The 24856-nt window shown below is 30.4% G+C and carries 24 protein-coding genes and 1 tRNA gene; 14 read left to right on the top strand and 11 right to left on the bottom strand.

The genetic code is table 11. From position 1 onward, the window contains the following. Positions 1 to 27 precede the first annotated feature (27 nt). The 3 genes from CLAU_RS09860 to CLAU_RS20055 form a co-directional block, all read right to left on the bottom strand. On the bottom strand, positions 28 to 813 hold the full coding sequence (locus CLAU_RS09860; protein WP_013240770.1) for an MBL fold metallo-hydrolase: 786 nt from the start codon (positions 811 to 813) through the stop codon (positions 28 to 30). A 29-nt stretch (positions 814 to 842) separates the two neighbouring features. Continuing rightward, the gene (locus CLAU_RS09855) at positions 843 to 2105 is read right to left on the bottom strand and encodes a UDP-N-acetylglucosamine 1-carboxyvinyltransferase (protein ID WP_013240769.1); all 1263 of its coding nucleotides are present in this window, start codon (positions 2103 to 2105) and stop codon (positions 843 to 845) included. A 254-nt stretch (positions 2106 to 2359) separates the two neighbouring features. Further along, positions 2360 to 2527 (bottom strand): DUF1540 domain-containing protein, encoded by a 168-nt coding sequence (locus CLAU_RS20055; protein WP_013240768.1) that lies wholly within the window; start codon positions 2525 to 2527, stop codon positions 2360 to 2362. A gap of 217 nt (positions 2528 to 2744) precedes the next feature. On the opposite strand from CLAU_RS20055, the gene CLAU_RS09850 reads away from it, so the two are divergent. Then, positions 2745 to 3293, top strand: a complete 549-nt coding sequence (locus CLAU_RS09850; RefSeq protein ID WP_013240767.1) for a 2'-5' RNA ligase family protein — start codon at positions 2745 to 2747, stop codon at positions 3291 to 3293. A 230-nt stretch (positions 3294 to 3523) separates the two neighbouring features. On the opposite strand, the gene CLAU_RS09845 is transcribed toward CLAU_RS09850, so the two are convergent. Further along, positions 3524 to 5422 carry a type I glutamate--ammonia ligase gene (locus CLAU_RS09845; RefSeq protein WP_013240766.1) on the bottom strand — a complete coding sequence of 633 codons (1899 nt, stop codon included), beginning with the start codon at positions 5420 to 5422 and terminating at the stop codon, positions 3524 to 3526. Positions 5423 to 5763: 341 nt separating this feature from the next. Here CLAU_RS09845 and murI point away from each other — a divergent pair, with 341 nt between their 5' ends. Together murI and CLAU_RS09835 are read left to right on the top strand one after the other, a co-directional pair. Then, positions 5764 to 6549, top strand: a complete 786-nt coding sequence (murI, locus tag CLAU_RS09840; protein ID WP_013240765.1) for a glutamate racemase — start codon at positions 5764 to 5766, stop codon at positions 6547 to 6549. 87 nt (positions 6550 to 6636) lie between these two features. After that, complete coding sequence (locus CLAU_RS09835; RefSeq protein ID WP_013240764.1) at positions 6637 to 7305, top strand: helix-turn-helix domain-containing protein; 669 nt, start codon at positions 6637 to 6639, stop codon at positions 7303 to 7305. Positions 7306 to 7408: 103 nt separating this feature from the next. Here CLAU_RS09835 and CLAU_RS09830 read toward each other — a convergent pair whose 3' ends face one another. Further along, positions 7409 to 8308: a radical SAM protein gene (locus CLAU_RS09830; protein WP_013240763.1), complete on the bottom strand. Its 900-nt coding sequence runs from the start codon at positions 8306 to 8308 to the stop codon at positions 7409 to 7411. 78 nt (positions 8309 to 8386) lie between these two features. Beyond that, positions 8387 to 9436 carry a YkvI family membrane protein gene (locus CLAU_RS09825; RefSeq protein WP_013240762.1) on the bottom strand — a complete coding sequence of 350 codons (1050 nt, stop codon included), beginning with the start codon at positions 9434 to 9436 and terminating at the stop codon, positions 8387 to 8389. A gap of 415 nt (positions 9437 to 9851) precedes the next feature. Here CLAU_RS09825 and CLAU_RS09820 point away from each other — a divergent pair, with 415 nt between their 5' ends. The 3 genes from CLAU_RS09820 to CLAU_RS09810 all read left to right on the top strand — a co-directional run bounded on the left by CLAU_RS09820 (position 9852) and on the right by CLAU_RS09810 (position 12950). Beyond that, positions 9852 to 10955: a hypothetical protein gene (locus CLAU_RS09820; protein WP_013240761.1), complete on the top strand. Its 1104-nt coding sequence runs from the start codon at positions 9852 to 9854 to the stop codon at positions 10953 to 10955. Between the two features lie 59 nt (positions 10956 to 11014). After that, a complete protein-coding gene (mnmL, locus tag CLAU_RS09815; RefSeq protein ID WP_013240760.1) occupies positions 11015 to 11947 on the top strand; it encodes a tRNA modification radical SAM protein MnmL/YtqA in 933 nt (310 codons plus the stop codon). 292 nt (positions 11948 to 12239) lie between these two features. After that, entirely contained in the window at positions 12240 to 12950 is a 711-nt protein-coding gene (locus CLAU_RS09810) for a 2-phosphosulfolactate phosphatase family protein (RefSeq protein ID WP_013240759.1), read from the top strand. Positions 12951 to 12988: 38 nt separating this feature from the next. Here the strand turns inward: CLAU_RS09810 and CLAU_RS09805 are convergent, their stop codons facing one another. Beyond that, a complete protein-coding gene (locus CLAU_RS09805; protein WP_013240758.1) occupies positions 12989 to 13387 on the bottom strand; it encodes a hypothetical protein in 399 nt (132 codons plus the stop codon). Positions 13388 to 13451: 64 nt separating this feature from the next. Next, a complete protein-coding gene (locus CLAU_RS09800; protein ID WP_013240757.1) occupies positions 13452 to 14105 on the bottom strand; it encodes an HAD family hydrolase in 654 nt (217 codons plus the stop codon). A 196-nt stretch (positions 14106 to 14301) separates the two neighbouring features. Here CLAU_RS09800 and CLAU_RS09795 point away from each other — a divergent pair, with 196 nt between their 5' ends. After that, positions 14302 to 15336, top strand: a complete 1035-nt coding sequence (locus CLAU_RS09795) for a helix-turn-helix domain-containing protein (RefSeq protein ID WP_013240756.1) — start codon at positions 14302 to 14304, stop codon at positions 15334 to 15336. After that, positions 15333 to 16040: a CPBP family intramembrane glutamic endopeptidase gene (locus CLAU_RS09790; RefSeq protein ID WP_013240755.1), complete on the top strand. Its 708-nt coding sequence runs from the start codon at positions 15333 to 15335 to the stop codon at positions 16038 to 16040. Before CLAU_RS09795 ends, CLAU_RS09790 begins: the two co-directional genes overlap by 4 nt. 316 nt (positions 16041 to 16356) lie before the next feature. On the opposite strand, the gene CLAU_RS09785 is transcribed toward CLAU_RS09790, so the two are convergent. The 3 genes from CLAU_RS09785 to murC all read right to left on the bottom strand — a co-directional run bounded on the left by CLAU_RS09785 (position 16357) and on the right by murC (position 18524). Further along, positions 16357 to 16432, bottom strand: a tRNA-Pro gene (locus tag CLAU_RS09785). A gap of 328 nt (positions 16433 to 16760) precedes the next feature. Beyond that, the gene (locus CLAU_RS09780) at positions 16761 to 17084 is read right to left on the bottom strand and encodes a hypothetical protein (protein ID WP_023162491.1); all 324 of its coding nucleotides are present in this window, start codon (positions 17082 to 17084) and stop codon (positions 16761 to 16763) included. A 66-nt stretch (positions 17085 to 17150) separates the two neighbouring features. After that, positions 17151 to 18524, bottom strand: a complete 1374-nt coding sequence (murC, locus tag CLAU_RS09775) for a UDP-N-acetylmuramate--L-alanine ligase (RefSeq protein ID WP_013240753.1) — start codon at positions 18522 to 18524, stop codon at positions 17151 to 17153. Positions 18525 to 18787: 263 nt separating this feature from the next. Between murC and purR the strand changes: the two genes are divergently transcribed. The 6 genes from purR (at position 18788) to CLAU_RS09745 (ending at position 24848) form a co-directional block, all read left to right on the top strand. Beyond that, entirely contained in the window at positions 18788 to 19603 is an 816-nt protein-coding gene (gene purR / locus CLAU_RS09770) for a pur operon repressor (RefSeq protein ID WP_013240752.1), read from the top strand. 101 nt (positions 19604 to 19704) lie between these two features. Further along, the gene (gene spoVG / locus CLAU_RS09765) at positions 19705 to 19995 is read left to right on the top strand and encodes a septation regulator SpoVG (RefSeq protein WP_013240751.1); all 291 of its coding nucleotides are present in this window, start codon (positions 19705 to 19707) and stop codon (positions 19993 to 19995) included. Between the two features lie 183 nt (positions 19996 to 20178). Continuing rightward, entirely contained in the window at positions 20179 to 21549 is a 1371-nt protein-coding gene (gene glmU / locus CLAU_RS09760; protein ID WP_023162489.1) for a bifunctional UDP-N-acetylglucosamine diphosphorylase/glucosamine-1-phosphate N-acetyltransferase GlmU, read from the top strand. A gap of 22 nt (positions 21550 to 21571) precedes the next feature. Then, complete coding sequence (locus tag CLAU_RS09755; RefSeq protein WP_013240749.1) at positions 21572 to 22531, top strand: ribose-phosphate diphosphokinase; 960 nt, start codon at positions 21572 to 21574, stop codon at positions 22529 to 22531. A 214-nt stretch (positions 22532 to 22745) separates the two neighbouring features. Further along, the gene (locus CLAU_RS09750) at positions 22746 to 23432 is read left to right on the top strand and encodes a response regulator transcription factor (RefSeq protein WP_013240748.1); all 687 of its coding nucleotides are present in this window, start codon (positions 22746 to 22748) and stop codon (positions 23430 to 23432) included. Further along, on the top strand, positions 23433 to 24848 hold the full coding sequence (locus CLAU_RS09745) for a sensor histidine kinase (RefSeq protein ID WP_013240747.1): 1416 nt from the start codon (positions 23433 to 23435) through the stop codon (positions 24846 to 24848). The last annotated feature ends 8 nt before the right edge of the window (positions 24849 to 24856 follow it).

Raw genomic sequence — 24856 nt, 5'->3', positions numbered from 1 at the left:
TTAACGGTATAAAACCCTCCCATACTTTTAAAAGCTTATATAATTGCTGGGCTGATCACGTCTTGCCATGGATATACTTACATCAGTATTTAATTTAATACCGCATTCTCTTAAACTATTTGTTACAGTTTCATAGGCCAATTCAGGATAATTATTTATTTTACTTAAATGTCCTAAAATAATTCTTTTGAATTTTCCATTTAAAATGTCTGGGATGACCATTCCACAGTCATCATTAGATAAGTGACCTACTTTACTTAGAATTCTCCTTTTTAAATCATAGGGATAAGGTCCAAACTTTAACATTTCTACATCGTGGTTACTTTCTAAAAGAATTAAATCTGAATCTTTTAATATATCTTTGATGTGATCTGACATAAAACCTAAGTCTGTTGCTACACATGCTTTCTTGTTTTTGCAGTTAACTGCATATCCATAAGGATCTGCAGCATCATGGGATATACCATAACTTACTATGTCCATGTCTTTTATGTTTATATAATTGTCATAAATTATTTTAATATTATGCTCTTTTATCTTGCCTATAGATTTTAACATGGCTTTCCAGGTAAGGGTGTTTGCATATATAGGTATATCATATTTCCTAGATAACACACCTACACCTTTAATATGGTCACTGTGTTCATGGGTAACTAGTATGGCGTCTATGTCATTTGGCTTATGTCCAATTTTTAAAAGAGCATTTTCTATACTTTTACCAGAAAGTCCTGCATCTATCAGAATTTTAGCATTATCAGATGCTATAAATATGGAATTTCCACTGCTGCCGCTGTATAAAGGACAAAAAATCATAATAAATCTCCCTATTAACAATATTTGTATTACTCAGAATAAGATACTCTCTTTATATCGGCACCTAGAGCTCTAAATTTATCTTCTATGTTGGGGTATCCTCTATCAATGTGCTTAATACTTAAAACTTCAGTAGTGCCCTCGGCAATAAGGCCAGCTATAACCATTGCAGCACCAGCTCTTAAGTCTGTTGCTTTTACAATAGCTCCACTGAGCTTACTTACGCCATCTATAATAGCGGTTCTACCTTCTACTTTAATATTGGCACCCATTTTTTTGAGCTCATCTACATGCTTAAATCTACTTTCCCATATACTTTCATTTATAATGCTTCTTCCTTCTGCTACGGTTAAAAGAGTACTTAAAGGTTGTTGTACATCTGTAGGAAATCCAGGGTAAGGTTGGGTTTTTATATTTACACCCTTTAATTTTCCACTTGATTTTACAGTAACAGAATCACCATCTTCTATTACCTCAGCTCCCATTTCTATAAGCTTTGCTGATATAGATTCCAGGTGTTTAGGTATAACATTTTGTACAACTACTTCTCCACCGCAAGCTGCTGCTGCAATCATATATGTACCAGCTTCTATTTGATCTGGTATAACACTATAGGAGCAACCTTTTAGTTCTTTAACCCCTACTATTCTTATTATATCAGTGCCTGCACCTTTTATATTTGCACCCATGCTATTTAAGAAATTTGCTACATCTACTACGTGGGGTTCTTTTGCTACATTTTCTAAGGTAGTTACACCTTCTGCAAGGGAAGCAGCTAACATTACGTTTATAGTGGCTCCTACGCTTACTACGTCAAAAAATATACTTGTTCCAATCAATTTTTTAGCTTCTACTAATACACAACCGTGTTTAATTTTAACTTGGGCGCCTAAAGCTTCAAATCCTTTTATATGCTGATCTATAGGTCTAACCCCTATAGGGCATCCTCCTGGCAGTTCAACCCTAGCTTTTTTAAATCTGCCCAGCAGTGCGCCTATGAGATAATAAGAAGCTCTCATTTTTCGTACATCATCAGTGTTTGCATCTATACTATTTATAGTAGTACTATCAATTACTACTGAATTTTTACCTGTTTTTATTTCGCAGCCTAAACTTTCAAGAATTCTTTCTATGCAGTGGACGTCTTCTATATTAGGTATATTATCAATTGAGCATAGTCCTTTACTGGCCATTATTGATGCCGGTAATATTGCCACAGCAGCATTTTTTGCACCGTTAATTTCTATAAAACCGGAAAGAGGCCTTCCACCATTAATTACCAATTTATCCATTCACGTATCCATCCTTATCACAAATTTATATTTATATAAAGTTTAGAAAATCTCAAATTTAATTCATATTACACAAAATTTATTATATCATAATTTTGTGTTATTTTAACATAAAATTTGAAAATATGAATGATACTCTTAAATTATAATATAAGTGAGATCAATTATTCTTAAAATTAGAGCCCAGCTTTAATGACAAAGCTGGGCTCTAATTTTAAGTTTTTATTGTTTAAGATAGATACTGTGGAGAATAATTATTCTTGTTTCATAAAACTACCACAGTCAGTACATTGTACGTCTTTAGCCATAGATTCATGCTTTGTAACTTGTATTTTGTCGAGAGTGCAATAGTTTGTATTCTTTGCATGAAATCTGCATTCATTTACTATACATCCAATACTATTATTTTCAGTATTATTCATAATACACCTGCTTTTAAAAGATAAATATATTTTAAAGCAGGATTTCACCTCTTTCTTTTTGTAAATTTTATAACATTAGTATTTTTACACTTAGACATATTTTATATACCTATAATTACTGGTAATTTTTAATGCTATAAGAATGATAATTATGTGATATAATGTTAGTTACATACTATACATTTTTGTAAAATTAATTTGGGGGATTGAGAAAATAATGAAATATTATTTAGTAGCTTTGTTTGATAAGGATTCTTATTCTTATATTGAGCATATACAAAGGAATATATGTAGAAAGTATAGACTGTATAAAAATATACCACCTTTACATATAACTCTTGGAGCTGTGGAAAATCCAGATATAGAGAAATTTACTAAGATTGTTTCTGATATATTAAAACCTTATAAGAAGTTTAAAGTAAAAGTGAATGAAGCTATTTGTTTTAATCAATCTTATAAGTCTGTTAATTTAAAGGTAGAAAATAAAGGATATGTAATAAGACTGGCAAGACAGATAAATGAAACTTTAAAGCTTTATAAGTTTGATGTTAAAGAAAATGGAAATGATTGGGGTTTACATACTGTACTTGCAAATACAAATTACTCCATTAAGGAATTGACATCCAAAGAGTATGTTTCAGCTTGTAATAATGGGAAAAAAGATGAAACTTATAAAATGGCTCGAATAGATAGAATAGCACTTTGGAAACCTATAAATAATAGAAAGGAAACACTTATAAAAAATTTTCCTTTAAGGGATTTTTAATATAATTTGATTAAAAAGGTAGTAGACTTTAAGTTTACTACCTTCTTTATCTGATGGCTACCTACTGTAACACTCTCACTTCTATCAAAGTGGGAGATAACAGTAGCTACGCCCCTAGATAATTCATCTAAACTTAGTGAGAGAAATAAAACTCTAAAGAGAAAGCGACTATCATCAAATCAAAGATTTGGTCATAGTCACTTTTCCCACTAAGTAAGATTCATTGATATTTAGATATCTAATAAATTTTTCTTATAACTTGAGTATAAATCTTTGAGTTCAGCAATTTTATTTTCAGCTTCTACTTGAAGTTTAGATACTTCTTCGTAATCTCCAGCTTCTGATGCAAGTTTTATTCTAGTAAATAAGCTTTTATTAGAATATGAATCTTTCATTAAGTAATATCTTAAGTCATTTATTTTTTGCCAATTAGCTACATCTAGATCTAAAGCTTTATCTATGGAATGTAACATCTTACAATTTCTTATTTCATTGGAGTAATCATTTAATATTCTATGATTTAGTTCTATTAGCCATCTAGTTGTAGCTCCTAATCTAAAGCTGTTTATTAATTTCTCATCTAATACACCTTCTGCAGTTAGGACAGCTTTTTTCTCTGGGTATTTATCGAGAGCGCTGAGATTTTCATATACAGTTGCAGGGGCTGTACCAAATAATCTTACCCTTTCTTCATCAGTAAAGGATTCAAATACATTTTCCTCACTTCTATATGCTCTTCCTTTTTCTAAATAATCTGCATCATCTTCAGCTTTCTTGGAAAGTTCCTTTAATAAGTCATCTTCTGTTTTTTCATTTGTAACTGCATATTTTATTCCGTCCATCATAGCTAAATATAATGTAGTTACAGCTAAATAGGTGTTTGTGTGAGGATTTGGAGCTCTTAATTCAAATCTTGTAGCTAAAGGATTTGCAGAATCTCTTATAACCCCTATAAGTACAGTTCTGTTTCTTGAAGGAATCTCTGCAGAGTGACCTAGAGAAGTTACTATACATATAGGTGCTTCAAATCCAGGTTTTAATCTTCTGAGGGAATCAGTAGTGTTAGAAACAAAAGGATTTATAACTTCGTAGTTTTTAAGTATTCCCATTACAGAAGCATATCCAAAAATACTTAAGAAGTGTTCTTTAGTAGAAGAAAATAGATTTATAACTTTACCATTTTTAAGCTGTAATGCTATTCCTATATGGGTATGTTCTCCACTGCCAGCTACTCCTTCAATAGGCTTAGCAAGGAAAGTAACATCTAATCCATTGCTTCTAAAAGTTTCTTCAACTATATTTTTTACAAGTAATTCATTATCTGCTGCTTGAACAGCAGTACAGTATTTCCAGTCTATTTCTAATTGTTCCATTACATGATTGAAGTTTCCTGATTTATCTACTTTAGCCTTTACACCGCCTACTTCTTTATGTCCCATTTCAGGCTTTAAACCGTATAAGTTCATATTTAACAGAGTTTTCTCTAAGGCTGTTTTTACTATACCTTTTGTTCTAGTCCAATACTGTTCTTGAAGTTCCTGAGATGTGAATAATTCTTCAGTGTGTGCTTTATCGTTAGGTGTCATTACCCAAAATTCTAGTTCTGTAGCACAAGTAGCAATTACATCATCTATATCCTCATATTTTATTCCGAAAGATGATATGGTACTAGGGTATTTTTTAAATAAGTCTAAGAGATTTGATTTGAAATGTTCTACACAATTTTTTAGAGCGTATCTAGAATCTACTGCTTTGTTTTCATGATATAGGAAACAAGGAATTCTCAGTGTTCCAACAGGCTTATTTGTTTCAAGGTCAACATTTTCGTCATTGTATTCTACATACCAATTTACATCAAGATCAGGCAACATATCTACTTTTGCATTGTTTAGAGTTGCTATTCCTGGAAGAACTACAGATGAACCATCAGTTTGAATTGCTCCATTTAAAAAGCCATTTATATCTTTCAAAAAGACCTCAATAGGGATTTTCTCATCAGTGTTGTTACCAGAAAGATCTATACCTATAAGGGACACAAATTTTATTTCTGAATGTGCAGTTAGCATTTTCTTTAAATTTTCCTCTGAGTGCGTTTCTTTAGGCACTACATACACTAGATCTTTTAACATAATTCCATTCCTCCTATAAATAATTAGAAGAGTATCTCATTTTTAATACTCTAATATTTTTACACCTAATAAATTGCTACTTTCGTTATTTTAATAACTCAATTTTATATATCTATGATTTTATAATTAATATTGATATATGTCAATAGAATTTTGAAGGAATTTATAATTGTAATTGCAATATTAATAAGAAAGCAAGAAATTTATAACATACTTATGTTGTAGATTTAAACGATTAATTATACTCATAATTTAGTTTTTTAGATTTTTTTTGTATAGTTTAAATGTATAATATATAATGAACATAGAAAGTTTTTTGATTAGAATAATGAGGTGATAGAGTGGATTTAGAAGATAGACCTATTGGTTTTTTTGATTCTGGAATAGGTGGAATAAGTGTTTTAAAAGAAGCAGTTAAAATCTTATCAAATGAAGATTTTGTGTATTTTGGAGATTCTAAAATGGCTCCTTATGGGGTAAAAACTGCAGAAGAGGTAAAAAGACTTACTTTTAATGCAGTAGAGCTTCTATTAACAAAGAACATAAAGGCGTTGGTTGTGGCTTGTAATACTGCAACTAGTGCAGCAATAATAGATTTGAGAAAAAAATATAGCAAATCTATGCCTATTATAGGCATAGAACCAGCTTTAAAACCTGCAGTAGAATTTAATAGAAAAGGTAAAATAGTAATAATGGCAACTACTATGACCCTTTCAGAAAGAAAGTTTAGTAATCTTATGAAAAAGTATGAAAGTAGATCATCGATACAACCACTGCCATGTCCTGGTTTAGTAGAACTTATTGAACAGGGTAAGACAGAAGGAGAGGAAGTAGAAGGCTATTTAAAAGAAAAGCTAAATTCACTAAAAGATGAAGGAATTGCAGCAGTGGTATTAGGATGTACTCATTACCCGTTTGTAAAGAAAAGCATACGTAAAATTTTAAATGAGGACATCCCTATAATAGATGGAAGCAAGGGTACTGTAGAGCAACTTAAAAGACAGCTTGTTAAATATCATATAAAAAATAATAAGAATAAAGCAGGAAAAGTGACAATATTTAATTCTATGGACAGTGAATTTATAATACAATTGAGTTATAAACTTTTAAAAGAGGGAAGTATATAGAAAGTTTAAAGTTCAAATATCAAAGTTCAAATAATAATTCAAAATTAGAAAGATACTATTCAAAATCTATTAAATTAGGAGGAGAAAATGAATAGAGTAGGACAAAAAATAAAATTAGCAAGAACTGAAATGGGTATTAGTCAAAAACAGTTAGCTAAAAAACTGGGAGTTTCAGAGAAATTTATAAATGAAGCGGAATCTGGAAAGAGAATAGTAAATCAAAATATAATTGATAAACTTTCCAAAATATTAGGTAAAAGTATAAATGATATAACCATGTCTTTTGAAGAGGAAGTATATAAAGAAGATAGAACTCCAAAATCTTCTCCAATAACTAAGAAGGAAAAAGTGCAGGACGTTTGGAGTGAAGCTTTTGGATCTGTTTTAAAAAAGGTACCTATTTATAAATATGATATGAGAACAGTAGTAGGATTTAGACAGCTTCCGTTGATTGATAATAAAATAGAAGGATATGCTCAGGATAAAGTGATGTATGTGCAAGTAGAAAGTGATGATATGGAAGGATTTAGAATACAAAGGGGAGATTTAGTTTTTGTACATAGTACAGGAGAAATTTATAATAATTCCATATATCTAGTAGAGTATAGCGGAAAAAGGGAATTGAGACAGATAAAGAAATTGGATAGTAATAAGGTGCTTCTTATTAGCAGCAGAAGTGGTATAAGAACAGAAACTATTGAGATTAAAAGTTTAAAGATAATTGCTAAATTGGATAGACTTGAAATAAAACTTTAACTTGGAATTAAAGATGAATATTTAGGATGCAGCTAGGTAAATACAAAATATAATGAAATTGGCTAGGATAGGAACAGAGATTCTATTCTGGCCAATTTCTAATTTAAATTCCTTCTAAGTTGAAGTCAGGTACAAAACTTTTAGAAGAACTTGTACTCTCTTGAATAAATGCATTTTTTATCCCTAGAGATAGACAATAATTTATAAATGAATCATAGTGCTTTGGGCTTAAAGGCCTATTTATTTCAGGAAACTTATAAGAATTATACATAGGTGTATACTGATTCATTATGCTTATGTAAACTGAATCTCCAAAGGTATTGTATATATAATCTATTATTTTCTTTGAGTCAAATAATAAACCGGGCAGCATGAGGTGCCGTATTATAACGCCTTTTGTTACCATGCCGTTTTTATCAAATTTTATAGCGCCTACTTGGTTAAACATTTCTTCTATGGCTTTTGAAGCATAGCTAAAGTAGCCGGGGGCATGGGAATACTTAACTGCATATTTGTTGTTAAAATATTTTAAATCAGGAAGATACACATCTATATATCCTTTTAGGTCTTTTAAAGTAGCTGCATTTATATAGCTATTAGTATTGAATAATACTGGTAGATGAAGCCCCTTTGATTTAGCTGTATCCAGGGCTTCAATTATTTGTGGAATGTAATGGGTTGGAGTAACTAAATTTATGTTGTGGGCATTTCTATCCTGTTGTTCTAGAAAAATTTCACTAAGTCTTTTTATGGATACTTCTTTTCCTATGTTTTCAGCACTTATAGTGTGATTCTGACAAAAAACACATCTTAGATTACAATTAGAAAAAAATACAGTTCCTGAACCATTAATACCAGAAATGCAGGGCTCTTCCCACTTGTGTAAGGATACTTTGGCTATTTTTACATTTTTGCCAGCATTACAAAAGCCAGTTGAGCCTTTTAATCTGTTTGCTTTGCAGGATCTAGGACATAAGATGCAATTTTCCAAATAGTTTTGCATAAAAGCACTTCCTTTAAAGTCTAGATAATTAAAAATCAATATGAGTATAGCTTTTTAATTATAACATAAAGGAGAAATTCATTTATTATAATTTCTAAGATAAAAAACAATACATTGTACTATAAATATAAGACTTACTAAACCAAAAGCAGGATATAAAAATGAAATTAGTTTTACAAAACCAATTTGGGATACAGGAATTGTAATTAATATTATTATAATTACTGAGCTTTTATAGGGTATATTAAATACTTCTTCAAAATTCTTTCCTACACTATATATATTAGATACCTCTGTAGAAAACATCTCCAACCAAATTATAGCAAGCAGTACTATTTCTAATATTTTTCCAAAACGATTAGCTATGTATAGGAGAGGAATTTCATATTTGAATATATAGGGTATATTCAAAATTAGCATGAAGTTTATTATAAAAACCAGTATTGTAAGGATTAGGGAGCCTATAATAGAACCTGCAATAAGACTTTTCTTTTTGTTTATGGAAAGACTTAAAGGTACTAAAACGCCGCTGCAAGATAACATATTAAAGCCGGAGTATATTAATGAAGAGAAAAGCCAGCTTCTTTTACAGCAATTTATGTTTTTTAAGCTAGATACATTTAAGTTTTTATAAAAAGCTAAATACAATATAAACAAGGTTACTATTACTAGTATAAGTGAAGGAACTATGACTGAATTTATTTCAAGCAGACCTTTAGTATCTCTAAATAGTATAATTATAGCTATAAATATCATAAATATTATACCTATCCACCGTGATACCCTAAAGTATTGATGAATTAGGGCACCACTTCCAGCAAGTATTATAGCTGATCCACCAATTAAGAAAAAAGTAGTTAAGGAGTTGGTAACTATACCCAAAAACCCAGGGCTTACTAGGGATATGAGGCCGTCATAAGAGTTTAACTTATATTTTTTACTTATGTTAATTATTATAATTGACATTATTATGTATACAATACAGCAGATCAATATACCTATGAAGCTTTTGTAACCATATTGGGTAAAAAATTGGCTTATCTCTTGTCCTGATGCTAAGCCAGCACCAACTATTGTACCTATAAATACAGCGGCTACTTGGAAAATCAAAATAATCTCTTTACTCAAAAATATACCTCCAGTAATATAATTTTTAATTTTACTTATGTCCACTTTTCCGAAAAGGCAGCCATCGGATAAACAGAGTCCTTGGCATCAGATGGAGTTTTGACTCCAACTGATGTTTAGAAATCGTTATCCAGGGACGTAGCTGCTTTTTACTCCAACTTGAAGAAGTAGGAGTATTAGAGCAGGTAGTCATCGGATAAATATGTCCTATATATAAATATATAAATAACATATAAAAATAATGAATTATAAATTAAAATTTTATTTACGGGAAAAATAAAGTTTAAGTGAATTAGTTAAGACATTTGAAAGAAAATAGGCTGGCATGATAACTAGTTATTTCTTTCAAAATTACTTAACTTAATAGAAGGAGGTGAATTTCTACTGCAGAGTAAAAACTGAGAGTAGGAAATATATGAGAAAAAGAAGTATAATTTGTACCTTAGTACTTATAATTTTTTCTTGTAGTTTAATATGCGGATGCAATTTAAATAAAAAAGAAGATACTAAAGAGTCAAATGAAAGTTTTGATATGAAAGCAGCAGGCAATACGGTAGATACTTATATGAAATATCTCATGAAAAGTGATGTTGAGAATATTAAAAAATTATATTCCAAAGAACTCTTAAAAAGTCCCATAAAGAGTGAAAATCAAAATCTAAAAATTGTTGGATATAGTTTAAGTGACAGCAGTGAAATTGGAAAGTCGGGTCAATTTAAGGTAAAGGTGGCAAGAGTAGATTTAAGCAAACCTTTTGCAGTGTTAGATGAATATTCTATAAAAGTAGTAAAGGAAGGTAATGACTATAAGATTGATAAGACTAGTGATGTTGTCGATAGGGAAGCATTTATTGAAAAAGATAAAATAAAAATGAGAAATAAAAATGATGTAAAGACAAATGTAGTAATAGATATAACAAATGTACCTAATTATGTATTCCCAAAAGATGATAAGGTAAATATAGATAAGGCTGCTGTACCAAAAAACAACTTTGGCATAATTGATTTTTCCTATACAGGAGATAACATGGCAATGGTTACTTATAACAAAGATTCATATATAGGTGTAATAAAAATAGATGAAAGCATGTCAGCACAATCCCAAGATTCTGACGGACAACAGGGTGATGGCGGTGATAGTAAGGATGGAGGAGAAGGCGGTAAAAAGGGTGAAGTCGAGAAAACAGTAGGTAAAAATATAACTACTTTAGATCTTCTAAAGGGTTCTAAAGTAGAATTTGTAACATTTTCTCAAGATGAGAAGTTTGTCATGGCACAATATACAAATGCAAATATAGGGCATTGTATAAGACTCTATAAGGCAAATTCAGGAGATATAGTGGATTACAAGTTTGAAGAAAAATTTCCTCTTGATAAAGTGGATGTAGTTTTTTCCTCTTTTGATGAAGATATATTAAACTTTGATGTTACACCAAAAAATAATAGTAGTGAATCGCTTTCTAAACTAACTGGTAAGTGGAAGTTAAGCTTAAAGAATTTTAAAGCAGTGAAAATGTAATATTGTGATATAATGACAATGTATTATTTATTGGGAGATTGAGAGGATGAAGGGTTAGAATGCTGTGGGGAGACAAAACATACTATAGTTTGAATTATTATTTGAGGAGAAAATTTGGATGTAAAGTATTTAAGATATCTTTGGATGGTGGATTTTCTTGTCCTAATAGAGACGGTACTATAAGTACAGGCGGATGTATATTTTGCAGTGAAAAAGGATCTGGGGATTTTGCAGGAAATAGGAATGTATCTATATCAAATCAGTTTCAGGGTATAAAGCAAATGATGAATAAGAAGTGGAAAGATGGAAAGTATATAGCCTATTTTCAAGCATATACAAATACTTATGCTCCTGTAGAAATACTAAAGCAGAAGTATGAGGAAGCTATAAATCAAGAAGGTGTAGTTGGTCTTGCAATAGCTACTAGACCTGATTGCCTTGGAGATGATGTGTTGGAATTACTTGAGAAATTTAATAATAAAATTTATACTTGGGTAGAGCTTGGCCTGCAAAGTTCCGATGATTTTACAGCAGAAAAGATAAACAGGGGATATAAATTAGAAACTTTTGAAAGATCCGTAAAAAATTTAAGAAAAATAGGAATTGAAGTGGTAGTTCATTTAATAATGGGACTGCCCTATGAAAATAAAGACATTATGATGAATACAGTAAAATATGTATCAACTCAGGATATACAGGGAGTAAAGTTCCATTTGCTTCACTTAATGGAACATACTCCTCTTGTAAAATTGTATAACGAAGGACAGTTGAAGCTTATGAGTCAAGAAGACTATGTAGATGTAATATGCTCAGCACTGTCAAATACCAGGCCGGATATTGTAATTCACAGGTTAACTGGAGATGCCCCTAGAAATTTACTTATAGGACCTAAATGGAGCCTTAAAAAGTGGGAAGTTCTAAATGACATAGACAAAACTATGAAGGATAGGAACATCTATCAGGGAATATATTGCGAGGATAATAAGAAGTAATTAATTATTCAACTTTCACAGTTTAAAATATTGCGAAGTAAAGTTTTTGAAAATAACAAAGTTCAAATAACAAAGAACAGATAAAGATGATTTCCCTCGTACCTTAGGAAATCTATAATTTTAATATTTTCTGACGTTAGGAAGAAAAATATCCTTATTTGATATTTAAACTTTGCACTTTGCTCTTTAAAAAAATTGCTTCATAAGTTTTTTATATTAAGTCAAAATTTTATATATGTAAAAGTTGAGATATAAATAATACATGATTACTTTTAGAGGAGGAAATTGAAAATTGAAGATAGATGTAATAATATCAGCAGATGATATAAAAGATGAGAAAATTGTGGACAAGTCTGTGGTGATAGTGGACATGCTTAGGGCAACATCAGTAATTACTACGGCTATGGACAATGGATGTAAGGCAGTGATACCTGTTCTAACTGTAGAAGAAGCTCTAGAAATAGCAGGGAGAGATAGGAAAAAATATATACTTGGAGGGGAGAGAAATGCCTTAAAAATACCAGAGTTTGATTGTTCAAATTCTCCACTTGAGTATACTAGAGAAGTTGTAAAAGATAAAATTCTTATAATGACTACAACTAATGGAACTAGAGCAATAAAAAGAAGTGCTGCAGCAAAAAATATGCTAATAGGAGCCCTTATAAATGGAGCTAAGGTGGCAGATAAGCTAGTAAGCTTAAGAAATGATGTAACGATAGTTAATTCTGGAACAAGCGGACAATTTTCTATGGACGATTTTATATGCAGCGGATATATAATAAAGCGTATATTGGAAAAGACAGAGGTGGAACTTACAGATATATCCAAAACAGCATTATACGTTTATGAAAAGAATCCAGATATTGTAGGATTTATACAAAATGCATCTCACTACAAAAGGATACAACAGCTAGATTTGTATGATGATTTAAAATACTGCTGCAAGAAAGATATAATAAAAGGTGTTCCCGAATATTTAGATGGAGTTATCAAGTTATTATAGAAATGTTAAAAAGCCCTAGTTTTAAGTAATAAAGGGCTTTATTCAATTATCCTTATATAATTAGATTTTATCCATCCTTTAGAATTCAACCTGTTGTCTCCAGGTAAAAAAACTTCATACCAAAGTTGACTTTGAATTTGGGCACTATCTTGAATTTTTAAAGAAGTATTTTCTTTTAAAGTATTAACTATACTGGAGTTTGAAATAGGTGAAAGATGAAGAGTTCCACTTATAGTAACTACTGCATTTAAAAATTGAGGAGTGACGTATTTAATGTCTATTTTCTTGGGAGTTTGTTTTGATAATTTTGATTTCAAATCATCATTTTCATACTTTAAAGAAAGTATTTGTCTTCTCTGGACTGAGACCTTATCGTTAAATTTGTATAGAATAACAGCATTTCCTGCTATAATTAGAAGGAATAAAAAAGCTAGCATTTTAAATCTCCTCATTTAAGTACTTTTATATTAGTATATTCAATAAGGTGCTTAAAAATGAAAATTATATTGCTTCCATTAATTCATTATAATTAGATATATGCATGTCCGAATAGTTTATTATTTCATTCCACTGGTACTCAGAATATAGGTCATGTACACCTATTACAGTCATACCTGCTGATTTTGCACCTTTAACGGCACACAGCACATCTTCAAAAACTACACAATCCTTTGAATTTAAATTTAACTTTTGGGCAGCACAAATATATATATCAGGGAAAGCCTTACTTTTTGAAACTTCATCGCCTGTAATTATTGAGTCAAATAAGTCATATATTTTATTCTTTTTGAGACATACGTTTGTTATTTTTCTATAATTGCTTGTAGCTAAAGCTATTTTAATACCTTTTTTCTTTAATAAAAGCAAAAACTCTTTAGCTCCTGGTTTAAGTGAGATATTATGAGAATATTCATAAATGGCCATATCATACCATTCTTTTTGAATTTCTTCTATACTATCAGAAATATTAAATTTGTTTTTAAAATACTCAGCAGTTTCATAAAAGTTCATATGTTCTATATCACTTTTTAAGTTTGGAGGAACCCTTAGTTTTTTCCTTGCTAAATAGTTTTCATCAATGTTTTCCCACATCCACATAGAGTCAATAAGAGTGCCGTCCATATCAAAAATAGCACCTTTAATATTTTTAAGCATTTATACATCACCTCATTTTAAGTATAACATCAAAATATGGCAATATAAAAATAAGATCATAGGGGGTTTCTGGGTTAAACGCCTAAAATAGGCAGGTGGCTTAACAGTCGAGTAGGTATTTTGAGTAATTTTATTGACATATTTAAGTATAACATTTATAAAGTATGTAGTGTTTATTGGAAGGGGAGTTAATTATATGAAAGATAAAGCAGCGTTTGGAAAGTTTATAATAAAAAAACGTAAAGAAAATAATCTCACACAAAAAGAACTAGCAGAAAAGCTTTATGTCTCAGAATCAGCGGTATCAAAATGGGAAAGAGGTATTTCATATCCTGATATATCTCTTATATTAAGTATATGTGATGCCTTGAAGATCAGTGAACATGAGCTTATTACAGCTAGCGAGGATTTACATCAGCATGAAATTGAAAGACAGGCTATGAAGTTAAAAAGAGCAATAAAAACTTATAAAGTGGTATTTTATATTATATATGGGGTTACCTTGCTAGTATGTTCTATCTGTAATTTGGCAACTAGCCATACTTTATCCTGGTTTTTCATTGTACTCACGGCTATAGCAGTGGCTTTTTCACTTACATCCTTGCCTTTGATGTTTGAAAAAAACAGAAGACTTATAACACTTATTGGCTTCTTTATATCTCTAAATGCCCTGCTTTTGGTATGCTGCATTTATACGAGAGGAAATTGGTTTTTGGCGTCTTTTACATCGTTATTGTTTTCTTTTGCAGTTGTGTTTTTGCCATATGTTTTAAGAAGTATTGAATTACCGCAGGCGTTATGTTCACATAAGGCGCTGATATGTTTTTTTGCAGACACACTTCTATTATTTGTGATGCTTTGGATGTGTTCTTTATATCAAAATTATATGAATCAGTTTTTTACAGTTGTATGTCCAGTTACGCTGGTTGCATTATTGTTACCTTGGATGTTCTTAGTTACTATTCGATACATAAAAATAGATGTACTTTTTAGAGCAGCTATTTGTTTTGCAATTAGCGGAGTGTATATATTTCTAATCAATAGTGTACTAGCTACTATTATTGCTCATAAGCCATTTGCACTGCAGAAATACAATTTTAATGTATGGACAGGTAAATATGTAAACGGAAATATTATTCTTATCACCACAATGATACTTTTAATTATGGCAGTTGTATTATCAATTGCAGGAATTGCACTATTAATAAAAAGAAAGGAAAAGGAACTATGATTAAAAGAGAAACATTTGAAATGGGAAAAATCACAAGTAGAAGATTGATGATTTTTGGAGGTATTACAATAGCTTCACTTTGCTTCATAAGTATATTATATTGGAATATTAGAAATAAAAATCTTCTAACTTTATTAATGATATCACCTATAGTTAGTGTAGTATTAACAAGGATTGTTACAAAAGAAGGAAAAGCTGAACTATATTTAAACCCCAATTTTAAAGGTAATGTTAAATGGTATATTGCAGCCTATTTTTTAACACCTGTTATAGCGTATATAGGAGCTTTATTATATTTTATAATTTTTAGTTATGATTTTAATCCATTAGGCTCTTTATGTGCATTAGAATATAAAGCATCATCACTGGCTGGATATTACAAACTTCTTTTTAAAATGATTCCAGTAGCAGTGGCAATAAACCCTATAATGTGTCTTGCTCAATGCTTTGGTGAAGAATTTGCCTGGCGAGGTTACTTACTTCCTAAGTTATGTAAAGTTTTTTCACCCTGGAAAGCGACCTTATTAACAGGAGTTATTTGGGGAATGTGGCATAGTCCTATTATTGTAACAGGATATAATTACGGAATAGAACATCCGGTATTTGGAGTTATAGCAATGATTATTTTTACGACTGTTATAGGTATAATAGCAGCATATTTGTTTTTTAAAACAAATATGCTGCTGTATTTCATGCGTCAATGAATTCAATAGATTTATTTCCTCCATCAAGTTTATTTATGAGTAAGGAAGAAAATCCGTTTATTGGTCCTAATATAACAGGCGTTATTGGCGACATTGGTTTTGTAGTATTAGCTATAATTTGTTTTACTAGGATATATAAAAATAAACTTAAAGTTTAAATTGGTGCTTTGCAATCCACAATGCACAATTAAGGATAATTTTCTGTTGTTACAAAATAAAAATATTGCGAAGCAAAGCTTTTGAAAAATAGTGGACGAAAGGTGGGTATTACTAAAATATTAATAAGCTTAAATCATATTTAGTCCATTTATATCAATGGTCGGAGTGACAGGATTTGAACCTGCGACCTCTTGCTCCCGAAGCAAGCGCGCTCCCAACTGCGCTACACCCCGCTTATGTATGCTATTTTATACCATATATAAAGAAAACACAAGATACTTGTAAACTGTAGTGCACAATGCACGATTTGTAATTGAGGATAATTTCCTGTTATCACAAAAATAAAAATATTGCGAAGCAAAGCTTCGCAAGTTAAGAATTAATAAGGGTGATTTTTAGCTATTGCAAAAATCTTTAAATATATAAGTCAGTGTTTAGTAATGTTTTGCTTTAGCAAAACGAGTGGTGAAAAGCTTAATCAAAGATTTTTTGTAGTATAACGAAAAAAATCTACATTAATTATTAATTCTTCATTCTTAACTATTAATTAAAAATACAGTATCATATACTCTTCATTTTATCCTCATTATCGCCTTCGCCTCTTGTAGGAACTGTAGACATGAGAAATCCAACTAGTACTGATACTAGGGCCGGCGATATTATATTTATATAAGCTATGTAAGAGGTTCTATATAATATTAGTGCAGTTATGCCTGTTAAAAGTATGCTAATTATAAAAATATAAATTACAAATTTAGCAAAAGAACTAAAAAACTTTTTATATAGTTTGTGCCTTGTAGGGCCGCTTATTATTTTTTGAAACAAAAAATAGGATAATAGAATTAAAATTACATCTACTGAAGCAGATATTAAAAAATTTTTCAAATAAAACACCTCCAATAGGTTTATTAATCTATAGTATTACCTTATTGGAGGTATTTTACACCCAAATTATTCGCTTAAATACATTTCTCCTACGTTAAATACATCTCCTGCACCTACAGTTAAAAGAAGATCTCCATCTTTTAAATTAGATTTTAAATAATCAACTATGGATTTAAAGTCTGAGATATTAGTGGACTTTATACCACGTTTTGCAATTTCTTTAGACAGCATAGCAGAACTTACCTTGCCAGTGTCTTTTTCTCTTGCAGGATATATATTTGCCAAAATTAATTCATCTACGTTGTCGAAAGCCTCAGTAAATTCTTTAAATAAGCTTATAGTTCTTGAAAAAGTATGGGGCTGAAATACACAAATTATTCTCTTGTGAGGGTAATTTATAGCAGCATTTAAAGTTGCTTTTATTTCAGTAGGATGATGAGCATAATCGTCTATTACTGTTATGCCTTGTTTTTTACCTTTCAACTCAAATCTTCTGTGAGTACCTTTAAAGTTTTCCAATCCCATTTTTATGTTATCAGTGGATATATCTAAGATTAAAGATACGGCTGTACTTGCCAGTGCATTTAATATATTGTGTTTACCTGGAACATTCAAATGTAAAGATGATATTTTAACATCATTTTTGTATATATCAAAGGATGCACAACTTTTTTCATCAAAACATATATTTTTAGCTGTAATGTCACCAGCATTAATTCCATAAGTTAATACGTTGCAGTTAACATTTGATATAACATTTTTCATCCTTGCATCATCCACACAACCAACTAAGTATCCTTTTTCTGGAATTAAATTTGCAAATTTTATAAAGGCATTTTGTATATCATCTATGTCTTTATAATAATCAAGATGATCTGCATCTATATTTAAAATTACTCCTATGGATGGAAAAAATTTCAGAAAAGATCCTTTGTATTCACAAGCTTCAGTAATGAAATAAGGGCTGTTTCCTATTCTTACATTACCATTTATATTGTCCAAGTTTCCTCCTACTAATATGGTAGGATCTAAATCTGCTTTAAGCGTAATACATGACAGCATGGATGTAGTTGTGGTTTTACCATGGGTACCTGCTACAGCTACATTATACTTATGCCCTTTCATTATATGACCTAAAAGCTCAGCTCTGGACATTAGAGGAATGTTCAAGGTTTTAGCTTTTAAAAATTCCTCATTATTTTTTTGGATTGCGGCAGTATATATAACTAAATCTATATCTGGCTTTATATTTTCACTGATTTGTCCTATATAAATTGTAGCTCCTTTTGATTTTAATTTTTCTGTTGCAGGAGAAGTTTTTATATCTGAACCAGATACTTTAGAACCCTTTTCTAATAAAATTTCAGCTAAAGCGCTCATGCTTACTCCGCCTATACCTATAAAATGTACTTTCTTATTTTTTATAAAATCAAATGACAACTAAATCACTCCTTTAATTTAACTAACTCATCTAATAATTATATACAAAAATTAATTAAAAAACATAACTTTATGGATATAATTTATAATTTACAATATTTGAACCCTAAACTTTTTAAAAACTTTGAAGAGATAAATTCTTAAGTTACTAGTTGAGCTTGTAGTAAATAGGTGTTGATAAATAACATTTTTTAGAATACAATATGAATAATAGAATAAAATAATAACATATTATTCGTAAAATTATATAGATGGGTGATAGAATGCAAAAGTTTAGTAGAAATCAGAGAATAGCTGCAGTAACAAAAATCTTACTTGAAAATCCTAATAAAATAATGGGTTTGAATAACTTCACAGAAATGTTTAATACTGCAAAGTCTACTGTGAGTGAGGATATTGTAGTAGTGAAGGATACTTTAAATAAATTGGACATGGGAAAAATAAATACTGTATCAGGAGCAGCAGGGGGAATTAAATATGTATGTGGTATGTCTAATGAAAAGAAAAGGGAATTTGCTGAAAAATTATGTATTATTTTGAAAGATAGAGAAAGAATAATACCAGGGAATTTTTTATATATGACAGATATAATGTTTAACCCTAAGATAATATACACGGCCGGATTGATATTGGCATCTATTTTTATAGAAAAGGATATTGATTATGTAGTTACTGTTGAGACAAAGGGAATTCCACTAGCTTATGAAGTAGCCAGGATGCTTGGAGTTCAACTTGTAGTTGTAAGAAGGGAAACGAAATTTACTGAAGGCTCTACTTTAACTATAAATTATGTATCAGGTTCTACAGGAAGAATTCAAAATATGTCTTTGTCTAAGAAGGCATTGAAGAAAGGAAGTAAGTGTATTTTTATTGATGACTTTATGAAAGCAGGAGGAACTGCTAAAGGTATAGTAGATCTTTTGAAGGAATTTGAAAGTGAACTTTTAGGAATAGGAATTTTAATAGACAATATAGGAATATCTAACAAATTAGTTGAAAACTATGTGTCACTAGTTGATTTTAAAGGCATTGATGAAAGTGGAAATGCAATTCTATTTCCTTCTAAAATGTTTAACTAATAAAATTTTCAAAAAATTTTATTTATTTTTAATAAAATAGGAAGGAAAAATACAAAATATAGAGAATAGTATATACATAAGCATCTTGGAGGTGGATTTATATGCAAATTACAGACGTTAGGGTAAGAAAAATTGCAGCAGAGGGTAAGATGAAAGCTATTGTTTCAGTAACCTTTGATAACGAATTCGTAGTTCACGATATAAAAGTTATAGAAGGTCAAAATGGTCTTTTTATAGCAATGCCAAGTAGAAAGACTCCTGATGGAGAGTTTAAAGACATTGCTCACCCTATAAATACTCAAACAAGGGAGAAAATACAAAAGGCAATTCTTGATGAGTATGAAAAAGTAAAAAGTGAAGAAACTGTTACCGAAGAAAAGGTTAAGGAATAATAAAAGGGAGTATTTATACTCCCTTTTATTATTCCTTAATAATTTTGAAAATACATTTAAAAATTATTATCCGAAAGTTATTTATAAGGTTGCAAATAATTTTCATATAAAATATAATATTATAGGATGTTTTAATAATATAATGTATAAAATTGAAGCTTATAACCATAAAGAGGTGTTAAAATGTATAATTGTGCTATAATATTGGCGGCTGGAGAAGGAAAAAGGATGAAATCATCTAATCCTAAAGTACTTCATAAGGTTTGCGGAAGAGAAATGGTGAATATAGTTATTGATACTGTAAAGAAAGCACAAATAAAAAATATAGATGTGGTAATTGGCAAAGGTTCAGATGAGGTAAAAAAACATACTGAAAGCAGGAATGTAAGTTATTCTTTTCAGGAAAAACAATTGGGTACAGGAAATGCAGTTTTATGTTCGGCAAGCTTTTTAAAAGATAAAAAGGGAACTGTAGCTATATTTACAGGAGATGCACCTTTAATAAAAGAGGATACCATAAAAAAGATGCTAAGCTTTCATAATGAAGGTGAATATAAAGCTACTATACTCACTTCTTTAGTGAAAGATCCTTCTGGATATGGAAGAATTATTAGAGAAAAAAATGGAGAAGTATCTAAAATAGTTGAACATAAAGATTGCTCAGAGGAAGAGCTTAGAGTAAATGAGATAAATTCAGGAATGTACTGCTTTGACATAGAGAGCTTAATGGAAAGCCTAGATAAAATACATAACGATAACGCTCAAGGCGAATATTATTTGACTGATGTCATAGAAATATTGAAAGGTCAAGAAAAAAAAGTTGGAGCATTACCAATTCCATTTGAGGAGACTATGGGAGTTAACTCAAGGGTTCAGCTTTCAGAAGCTGAAAGAATTATGAGAAAAAGAATAAATAGAAAACATATGGAAAACGGTGTTACTCTTATTGATGCTGATAATACTTACATAGAGTTAGACGTTAAAATAGGTAAAGATACTATATTATATCCTGGAAATGTACTTCAGGGTAATACTGTAGTGGGCGAAAATTGTACATTGTATCCTAATTCTAGAATACAAAATAGTACAATACAAGATAATGTAACAATTCAAAGTTCAGTAATACTAGATAGTACTATAGGAGAAAATACTACTGTAGGACCTTTTGCATACATAAGGCCTGAAAGTACAATAGGTAAGTCTGTAAGAATAGGCGATTTTGTGGAAGTAAAGAAGTCAACTATAGGTGATAAGACAAAAGTGTCTCATTTGACATATATAGGAGATGCGGAAGTTGGAAGTGGATGCAATTTTGGCTGTGGGACTGTAGTAGTAAATTATGATGGAAAGAAAAAGAATAAGACGTTAATTGGAAACAATTCATTTATAGGATGTAATACAAATTTGATCTCTCCAGTTAAAGTTAATGACGATACTTATATAGCAGCAGGTTCTACAATAACAGATGAAGTTCCAGAAGGAGCGTTAGCAGTAGCTAGGGCACGACAAATAAATAAGGAAAATTGGGTATATAAAAAAGGATTAAAGAAATAAAATTTTAGGAGGGCTTTACATAATGATAACCCATGGTAAAAACATTAAAATTTTTGCAGGCAATTCTCATCCTGAATTAGCTAAGCAAATAGCGGATATTTTAGGAACTAAAGTTGGAAATTCTAAAGTTTCTACATTTAGTGACGGAGAAATATCTGTAGATATTAATGAGACAGTTAGAGGAATGGACGTATTTATAGTTCAATCAACAAATGACCCTGTAAATGATAATTTGATGGAGCTTTTAATTATGATTGATGCATTTAAAAGAGCGTCAGCAGGGAGAATAACAGCAGTAATGCCTTATTACGGATATGCTAGACAGGACAGAAAAGCTAAGGCAAGAGATCCAATTACAGCAAAACTTGTAGCAGATATATTAACTGCTGCTGGGGCAGACAGAGTACTTACAATGGATTTGCATGCAGCACAAATTCAAGGATATTTCAATATACCTTTAGATCATCTTTTGGGAGCACCTATTCTTGCAAAGTATTTTATACAAAAGGAATTTGACAAGAGAGATGACATAGTTGTAGTTTCACCAGACCTTGGAAGTGTAACAAGGGCAAGAAAATTTGCCGACAAGTTAAATGCAAGTATAGCTATTATTGACAAGAGAAGACCAAAAGCTAATGTATCAGAAGTAATGAATATAATTGGGGATATAGAAGGAAAAACAGTTATATTAGTGGATGATATGATAGATACAGCTGGAACAATAACAAATGGTGCTAATGCTCTTATGAAACGCGGAGCAAAAGAAGTTTATGCTTGCTGCACACATGCAGTATTATCAGGACCAGCAATAGAGAGAATAAAGGATTCTGTTATAAAAGAACTAATAATGTTGAATACTATAAACTTACCTGACAGCAAAATGTTGGATAAATTTAAGATACTATCTATAGCTCCAGTATTTGCAGAAGCTATAAAAAGAATATATGAAGATGTTTCTGTAAGTAAATTATTTGAAGATTAGAATTAAAAGGCATGTAGAAAATATATTCTACATGCCTTTTAATTAAAAATATTAAAGCGTACGTAGTATTTATGACTTATTTGTAACTTTTGATAATATATTATTATTTATACAAGAATATGTGATAAATTTAATATAGGGAAATTTTCTTTATTATAAATAACATGATTGATGAGGTATTCATATATCAATATTTATTTAGGAGGGTGAAATTATGGAAGGGTCTATAGGTAAAATTTTAATAGTAGATGATGATGAAAATATATGTGAAGTAATAAAAATGTACGTAGAAAGTGCAGGATATGAGACAAAGGTTGTTAATGATGGTAAGACAGCGGAAACTATGTTTTTAGAATATAAACCGGATTTAGTGCTTTTAGATATAATGCTTCCAAATATAGATGGAATAGATGTACTTAAATGGATAAGAAAAGAATATGAGACACCTGTAATTATGCTTACTGCAAAAGGAGAAACTTTTGATAAGGTTTTAGGTCTTGAATTGGGAGCAGATGACTATATAGTTAAACCTTTTGAGGCCAAGGAAATGCTAGCTAGAATTAAGGCGGTACTTAGAAGGTATAGTGTGGATAACGAAAACAAAGAAGTGCTAAAGTTTAATCAACTAACTATTGATATAAATTCATATACAGTAGTTTATAAAGATGATGAAATAAAAATGCCACCGAAAGAGTTTGAACTACTACATTATCTTGCAAGTAATAAAAACAGAGTATTTACTAGAGAACAACTTTTATGTGAAGTTTGGGGTTACGATTATCCAGGAGATTCTAGAACTGTAGATGTACATGTTAAGAGATTAAGGGAAAAGCTTCAAGGAGGACCAAATTGGCAAATAGAAACTGTGTGGGGTGTGGGATATAAATTTGAGGTGAAGTAAATGAAAAAGGGGTTATTTTCAAAACTTATGGTTGCGTTTACTGGAATCATTATAGTTAGTTTTGTAATGACGTCAGGTTTTTTATCCTATTGGTTTGAAAGTTATTATTTTCAACAGAGGAAAGTAGAGATGCTTAGAGAATCTCAGCTTATAGAATATAAAGCTATACAGTATTTAAATGGAAATTTGACTTCAGATAATATAAATGAAACTTTAAGTTACATAGGAAAGTATTTATCAGCAGATATATGGCTAGTTGATAATTACGGATATATTTATTCCGTATCAAAAAGCGAGCATAAAAAACTGATAGCTACTTCTAGACAAATAGTTACCAAAGATTTACAAGACCTTAGAGAGAATAAAACAGTTAATAAGATACAAAATTACCCAGGTATATTTACAACTCCAGTTCATACATTTGAAATACCTATTTTTTCGAATGGAGTTTTCAGAGGTGCTATAATGATGCATACTTCTATAAGTGAATTAAAGAGCCCTCTAAAGAGAGTGTATGAAATTATATGGATATCAGCTGTTTTGGCCATTATAATATGCTGCATTGTAATTTACTATTTATCACAAAAAATAATAATAAATCCCCTTAAAAAAATAAATCATGTAGCAGATAAGATATCTAAAGGAGAAGTTGAAAAGAGAGTTCATATAGAATCCAAAGATGAAATTGGAGAACTTGCGAAATCCTTTAACATTATGGCAGATTCATTAGAAAAAGTAGAAAAGCATAGAAGAGAGTTTATATCCAATGTATCTCATGAAATAAGATCTCCAATAACTTCTATAAAAGGATTTATTGGGGGAATGATTGATGGAGTTATTCCAGCAGAAAAACAGAACTATTATCTGTCAGTTACTTATTCAGAGATACAAAGACTTACAAGGCTTGTAAATGATCTTTTGGATTTATCTGCAATTGAAGCTGGTGAATTTAAACTTAGAATAGAAGAAGTAGATATAAATGAGATTATAAGACTATGTGTTATAAAATTTGAAACTAAAATAAACAATAAGAAACTAAAAGTAGATGTATTGCTGGAAGATAATAAGTTGTATGTAGCTGCAGATAAAGACAGGATAACTCAGGTTGTTACAAATTTAGTTGATAATGCTATAAAATATTCAGATATTGGTGGAAATATAAAAGTTTCAACTAAGGTTAAAGGTGAAAAGGCAGTTGTATCTGTTTATAATGATGGATCAGGTATACCGGAGTCAGATTTAAAACATATATGGGATAGGTTTTATAAGGTGGACAAATCCAGAACTTCAAAAGTGAGTACAGGGCTTGGACTTTCTATTGTAAGAAGTATACTTACCCAATTAGGTGAAGATATATGGGCTGAAAATAAGGAACCTAAGGGAATTATGTTTACTTTCACTTTAAAGAGGGTTTAAGGAATAAT

This window comes from Clostridium autoethanogenum DSM 10061, from assembly GCF_001484725.1.
Taxonomy (GTDB): Bacteria; Bacillota; Clostridia; order Clostridiales; family Clostridiaceae; genus Clostridium_B; species Clostridium_B ljungdahlii.
The sequence above is the reverse complement of the archived record's forward strand: the minus strand, read 5'-3'. Positions and strand labels throughout refer to the sequence as shown.

What these genes read in the sequence shown, in the direction of transcription:
- CLAU_RS20055 (WP_013240768.1), bottom strand. Translation starts at nt 2,527, where the DNA reads ATGAATAATACTGAAAATAATAGTATTGGATGTATAGTAAATGAATGC.
- CLAU_RS09835 (WP_013240764.1), top strand. Translation starts at nt 6,637, where the DNA reads ATGAATAGAGTAGGACAAAAAATAAAATTAGCAAGAACTGAAATGGGT.
- CLAU_RS09755 (WP_013240749.1), top strand. Translation starts at nt 21,572, where the DNA reads ATGATAACCCATGGTAAAAACATTAAAATTTTTGCAGGCAATTCTCAT.
- spoVG (WP_013240751.1), top strand. Translation starts at nt 19,705, where the DNA reads ATGCAAATTACAGACGTTAGGGTAAGAAAAATTGCAGCAGAGGGTAAG.
- CLAU_RS09830 (WP_013240763.1), bottom strand. Translation starts at nt 8,308, where the DNA reads ATGCAAAACTATTTGGAAAATTGCATCTTATGTCCTAGATCCTGCAAA.
- CLAU_RS09850 (WP_013240767.1), top strand. Translation starts at nt 2,745, where the DNA reads ATGAAATATTATTTAGTAGCTTTGTTTGATAAGGATTCTTATTCTTAT.
- CLAU_RS09860 (WP_013240770.1), bottom strand. Translation starts at nt 813, where the DNA reads ATGATTTTTTGTCCTTTATACAGCGGCAGCAGTGGAAATTCCATATTT.
- CLAU_RS09855 (WP_013240769.1), bottom strand. Translation starts at nt 2,105, where the DNA reads ATGGATAAATTGGTAATTAATGGTGGAAGGCCTCTTTCCGGTTTTATA.
- mnmL (WP_013240760.1), top strand. Translation starts at nt 11,015, where the DNA reads ATGCTGTGGGGAGACAAAACATACTATAGTTTGAATTATTATTTGAGG.
- CLAU_RS09790 (WP_013240755.1), top strand. Translation starts at nt 15,333, where the DNA reads ATGATTAAAAGAGAAACATTTGAAATGGGAAAAATCACAAGTAGAAGA.
- purR (WP_013240752.1), top strand. Translation starts at nt 18,788, where the DNA reads ATGCAAAAGTTTAGTAGAAATCAGAGAATAGCTGCAGTAACAAAAATC.
- CLAU_RS09795 (WP_013240756.1), top strand. Translation starts at nt 14,302, where the DNA reads ATGAAAGATAAAGCAGCGTTTGGAAAGTTTATAATAAAAAAACGTAAA.
- CLAU_RS09750 (WP_013240748.1), top strand. Translation starts at nt 22,746, where the DNA reads ATGGAAGGGTCTATAGGTAAAATTTTAATAGTAGATGATGATGAAAAT.
- CLAU_RS09820 (WP_013240761.1), top strand. Translation starts at nt 9,852, where the DNA reads ATGAGAAAAAGAAGTATAATTTGTACCTTAGTACTTATAATTTTTTCT.
- CLAU_RS09845 (WP_013240766.1), bottom strand. Translation starts at nt 5,422, where the DNA reads ATGTTAAAAGATCTAGTGTATGTAGTGCCTAAAGAAACGCACTCAGAG.
- CLAU_RS09745 (WP_013240747.1), top strand. Translation starts at nt 23,433, where the DNA reads ATGAAAAAGGGGTTATTTTCAAAACTTATGGTTGCGTTTACTGGAATC.
- CLAU_RS09800 (WP_013240757.1), bottom strand. Translation starts at nt 14,105, where the DNA reads ATGCTTAAAAATATTAAAGGTGCTATTTTTGATATGGACGGCACTCTT.
- CLAU_RS09805 (WP_013240758.1), bottom strand. Translation starts at nt 13,387, where the DNA reads ATGCTAGCTTTTTTATTCCTTCTAATTATAGCAGGAAATGCTGTTATT.
- glmU (WP_023162489.1), top strand. Translation starts at nt 20,179, where the DNA reads ATGTATAATTGTGCTATAATATTGGCGGCTGGAGAAGGAAAAAGGATG.